4 protein-coding genes are annotated in these 4,563 nt (G+C 74.0%); 1 reads left to right on the forward strand and 3 read right to left on the reverse strand.

The features are described from left to right. From OKJ99_RS07790 to OKJ99_RS07800, 3 genes are all read right to left on the reverse strand, one after another. Nucleotides 1-815, reverse strand: an 815-nt coding sequence (locus OKJ99_RS07790) for an amidohydrolase family protein (RefSeq protein WP_326015086.1), incomplete at its 3' end; no start/stop codon positions are given. Nucleotides 816-911: 96 nt separating this feature from the next. Further along, on the reverse strand, nt 912-2,045 hold the full coding sequence (locus tag OKJ99_RS07795; RefSeq protein ID WP_326015087.1) for an acetamidase/formamidase family protein: 1,134 nt from the start codon (nt 2,043-2,045) through the stop codon (nt 912-914). A gap of 120 nt (nt 2,046-2,165) precedes the next feature. Next, nucleotides 2,166-3,257: a carbamate kinase gene (locus OKJ99_RS07800; RefSeq protein WP_326015089.1), complete on the reverse strand. Its 1,092-nt coding sequence runs from the start codon at nt 3,255-3,257 to the stop codon at nt 2,166-2,168. 216 nt (nt 3,258-3,473) lie between these two features. On the opposite strand from OKJ99_RS07800, the gene OKJ99_RS07805 reads away from it, so the two are divergent. Then, a partial coding sequence (locus OKJ99_RS07805) for a PucR family transcriptional regulator (protein WP_326015090.1) occupies nt 3,474-4,563 on the forward strand: 1,090 nt, incomplete at its 3' end.

Consider the following 4,563-nt stretch of genomic DNA (forward strand, 5'->3'; position numbering starts at 1 on the left):
ACCCCGGCGTCCGCGAGCGCGGCGAGGACCGCGCGCCGCTCGGCCGGTGGGCGCCCGGCGAGGGAGGTGGCGTGGCCGAGGGCCACCCGCCCCTGGAGGCCGCGCTCGGCGGTGCGGGCGGCGATGAACTCGGCGAGGGCGAAGCGGCTGTCGCCGTGGTCGTCGCCGAAGTCCGCGTGCAGATCGGCCGGGACGCCGTACTCCGCCGCCAGGTCGAGGACCAGCTCCACGTGCCGGTGGCAGTCGGCGAGGGAGGCCTCGTTGTAGGTACACCCCCCGACGACATCGGCGCCCGAGTCCAGCGCCTCACGGAGCAGCTTCTCCGTGCCGGGCGCCTTGAAGATGCCCTCCTGGGGGAACGCGACGACCTGGAGGGTGACCAGGGCCGCCCACTTCTCACGCAGTTCCAGCAGGACGTTGAGCCCGGTCAGACCCGCCACCGGGTCGACGTCGGGGTGGGCACGGATCGCGGTGGTGCCGCTCAGGACGCACATGCGCAGCACCTGCTCGGCACGCGCGCGTACCTCGTCGTGGGTGAACCCCGCCTTGAGCTGCGCGGTGATCCTGATGGCGTCCGCGAGGGATCCGGTGCCCTCCGGGGTCAGCCCGTCGAGCAGTGCCTTGTCCGGGTGCAGATGTGCCTCGATCAGACCGGGCACGACGACACGGCCCGCGCAGTCGAGGACCTCGGCGCCGAGGTCGTCCGGCGGAGCGAGACCGGGGCCGATGGCCTCGATCCGTCCGCCACGGACGCGGATGTCGGTGGGGTCGGGCGAGTCCTCCACACGCGCGTGGCGCAGCAGCAGAGCGGTCACGGTGGTTCTCCTTCGGTCGAGAGATGCGTGACGGGCAAGTGCGGGTGCGGTGCGTGCGGGCGCGACCTGGGGTGGATGTGTGTTGAGGGCCCTACGTCACGTCTCGGCGGGGAAGTCCGCCTTGCGGATCAGGCAGTGGACGCCCTTGACCTGGTCGACCACCTGCGAGACCTCGAAGTCGGCCGCCGCGCTGAGATACGCGTACGCGGTGGCCCGGTCCATGCCGGTGCGCGCGGTGAGGAAGCCGAGCGCGGAGCGCACGCACTGGCGCATCGCCTCGTCGAGGTCGGCGTCGAGCCCGAGCGCGATCCAGTGGGTACGGGTCTCGGCGAACGGCTCCGCGAGCAGCCCGGTCACCCGGCGCGCCGCCGCACCGCGCACCACGGACAGTTGGACCGTCGCCCGCAGCGGTGCCTCCAGGGCGGTGAGCGCCACCTCCCCGTTGCCCTGCGCGAAGTGCGGGTCACCCGCGTAGAAGCCCGCGCCCTCGGTACGTATGGGCAGGTACAGGTTCGAGCCGCAGGTCAGGTGCTTGATGTCGAGGTTGCCGCCGAAGGGGCCCGGTGGCACCGAACTGAGCGTGTCCGCGCCGTCGTCCGTCACGCCCATGATCCCGACGAACGGGCCGAGCGGGAAGCGGGCACTCAGCGTCGGCGTGCAGCGCAGCACGCCGAACTCGGCGCCGTCGCCGTCGCGTTCGACCGTGCAGAACGAGGAGACCGTGCCCTCCGCGGCGCGCTTGGTGTCCGGGCTCGTGAACTGGGCGGCCGGGTCCGGGAGTTCGTCGGGCAGCGAGCCGCGGGTGTGCCGGTTGGAGACGATGCCGTAGTGGGTTCGCCGGTGCAGGCTCAGGGTGCGCACACACAGCAGGTCACCGGGCCGGGCGCCGCGCACCGCGACGGGGCCGGTGACGATGTGCGGGCCGATCAGGCTCTCCGGCCCGCGCCCGAGGTCGGACGCCGCGATCTCCTGTGCGTCGCGCGGCACTTGGTGGGCCGGCACCCCGTAGCCGCCGAAGAACTCCACCGGGTCGCGGCCCTGGTCCGCCAGGATCCCCTCGTGGGAGACGAGGTCGAGCGTGACCGTGTCACCGTCGTCGACCTTCAGCACCGGGGCGCTGTCCGCCCGGGGGAGTACACCCCAGCGGGCGGTGTCGGGCGTGGTGGAGAGGTGATGGCGGCCGTCGACGGGCAGGGCGTCGGGGGAGGGGGCGGCGGAGGTCAGCGTCATATGAGGTCCTTCGGCCGTGGGAGGGCGGGGAGCAGGCGAGCGGCAAGCGGGATGAGGCGGGGGAGGCGGAGAGCGGAGCACGGGGAGGCCGGTGGCAGGGACGATCTTGCTGTCGTCGTGTTACGGACCCGAAGCCGTCGTGTTGCCATTGGCGGTGCCGCTGCCAGTGCCGCTGCCCTTGCCGTTGACCGACCGGACAGTCCGGTCCCTCGGGACGATGCGCGTGCCCGTCGTGCCGCGCAGCGCCTCGCTCAGCGCGCCCGGCGACGTGATCAGGACACGGTGGCCGCCGGAGGCGAGGAAGTCCAGGGCCGAGCGCACCTTCGGCCCCATGCTGCCCTCGGGGAACTGCCCCGCCGCCAGATGCTCGCGGGCCTGCGCCGCGTCCATGCGGTCCAGGTCGCGGTGGTTCGGGGTGCCCCAGTCGAGGGCGATCCGCTCCACTCCGGTCGTCACGATCAGCTCGTCCGCGCCGAGCGCGGAGGCGAGCAGCGCGGAGGTCGCGTCCTTGTCGACGACCGCCTCCACGCCGCACAGCGCCCCGTCGGGCCCGCGCGTGACGGGGATGCCGCCCCCGCCCGCCACCACGACATGACCGGCGTCCAACAGGGTGGCGATGGCGTCGAGTTCGAGGACGGCGTGCGGCGCCGGTGAGGGGACGACGCGGCGCCAGCCGCGCCCCGCGTCGTCGGCGACGGCCCACCCGTGCCGGGCGGCGAGCCGCTCAGCCTCCGCGCGTTCGTAGTGGGAGCCGATGGGCTTGGTGGGCCGGGCGAACGCCGGGTCGTCCGGGTCGACGACGGTGTGCGTCAGCAGCGCGACCGGCCGCGCCCCGGCCGGCAGGGCGTCCGACAGACCGCGTACGAGGATGTAGCCGATGCTGCCCTGTGAGTCGGCGACACACATGTCGAGGTCGAGGAGCGGGAGTTCGGGGGCGAGCTCGGCCGCGAGGTCGGCACGCCGTTTGATGAAGCCGACCTGCGGTCCGTTGCCGTGCGTGACGACCACGCGGTGCCCCGCACGGACCAGTTCGGCCACCGGACGCGCCAACTGCCGGGCGGCGGCGAACTGTTCCGCGATGGTGGCGCGCGGGCCGCCGTTGAGGAGCGCGTTGCCGCCGATGGCGAGGACCGTGACAGGGGCGGCGGGGTGCGTCACGGCCGGCGGCCGCACGGGGGAAGCGGCTGGTGGAGGCGCGGTTCCTGGAGGCATGTCAGGACGATAGAAACGCCGGACGCGGCGGTCATGGGCAGCCGGTGCCAGCGTGTACGCGGGGGCGTTGACGCTCGCTGACAGTGCTTCAGCGGCGGCCGGGTGGGGGTGGGACGCGGCGCCGTCACCGTATCGAAGAATCGTAATCGAAGAATCGTATACAACCTCGTGTCACGAGCGTTTACAGCCCCCGCAGGGGCGCCCATAGTGAGCGGCGTGACCCTTGTTCCGCACACCGTGACGGCCCCCCGTCCCGCCGGTACCGCGGCCCTGACCGTGGCCCAGGCGCTGGAGCTGCCCGCGCTCGCGGGAGCCCGCCTGGCGGCCGGGGAGGCGGGCGCGCGCCGCGGCATCAGGGTCGCCAACATCATGGAAGTGCCGGACATCATCCGCTGGATGCGCGGCGGCGAGTTCCTGCTCACCACCGCCTACGCCGTCCGCGACGACGAGCAGGCGCTCACCGGCCTGGTGCCCGAGCTCGCCGACCGTGGCCTCGCGGCCCTCGGCGTGAAGGTCGGCCCCTACCTGCCGAGGCTGCCCACCCCGATGCTGCGCCGCGCCGACGAACTGGGCTTCCCCATCGTCGAGTTGCCCGGCGACGTCATGCTCAACGACATTCTCTCCGAGGTCATCGGCACCGTACTCAACCGGCAGGCGCTCAGCCTGGAGCGCTCGCAGGCGCTGCGTGACCGGCTCTCGCAGGCCGTCCTCGGGGGCGGCTCCTACGGCGAACTCGTCGTCCTGCTGGTGGCGGAGACCGGCTGCCCGGCAGCCATCCGCGGCCCGGACGGCGGCCTCCTCGCGGTGGCGGGGGACGTGCCCGAGGGCACCCCCGCGTCCGTGACCCGGCCGATCGCCGTCGGCCACCGCAGCGCCGGCGAGGTCGCCCTGTGGGCGGGTCCCGGCTGCGCGCCCGACGAGGAGTGGGGCACCGCCGCCGACCACGTGGCCAGCCTGGCCGGGATGCTCGCCGTACAGGAACGCGTGCTGGCCGAGCGCGAACGCCGGTACCGCACCCTGCTGTTGACCGAACTCGTCTCCCACCCGCCGCGCGACCGCGCGGAGTCGGCGCGCCGGGCCGCGGCGCTCGGCTGGGACCTGGAGCGACCGCACGCCGCCGTGGTCGTCGAGGCCGCGGCGCCCCCGGACGGCGGCGGCGTCCGCCTCACCGAGGAACGCCTGCTCGCCGCCGCCCGCACCGCACTCGGCGCCCACACACCCGCCTGGGGCACCCCCGGAGGCCTCACCGCACTGGTGGCGCCCGACGGCGCCGAACTGCGCCGCCACTGCGAGGCGTTGCGCCGCG

Origin of the sequence: Streptomyces endophyticus (genome assembly GCF_035798155.1) — a bacterium.
Classification (GTDB): Bacteria; Actinomycetota; Actinomycetes; order Streptomycetales; family Streptomycetaceae; genus Streptomyces; species Streptomyces endophyticus.

What these genes read in the sequence shown, in the direction of transcription:
- OKJ99_RS07795 (WP_326015087.1), bottom strand. Translation starts at nt 2,045, where the DNA reads ATGACGCTGACCTCCGCCGCCCCCTCCCCCGACGCCCTGCCCGTCGAC.
- OKJ99_RS07800 (WP_326015089.1), bottom strand. Translation starts at nt 3,257, where the DNA reads ATGCCTCCAGGAACCGCGCCTCCACCAGCCGCTTCCCCCGTGCGGCCG.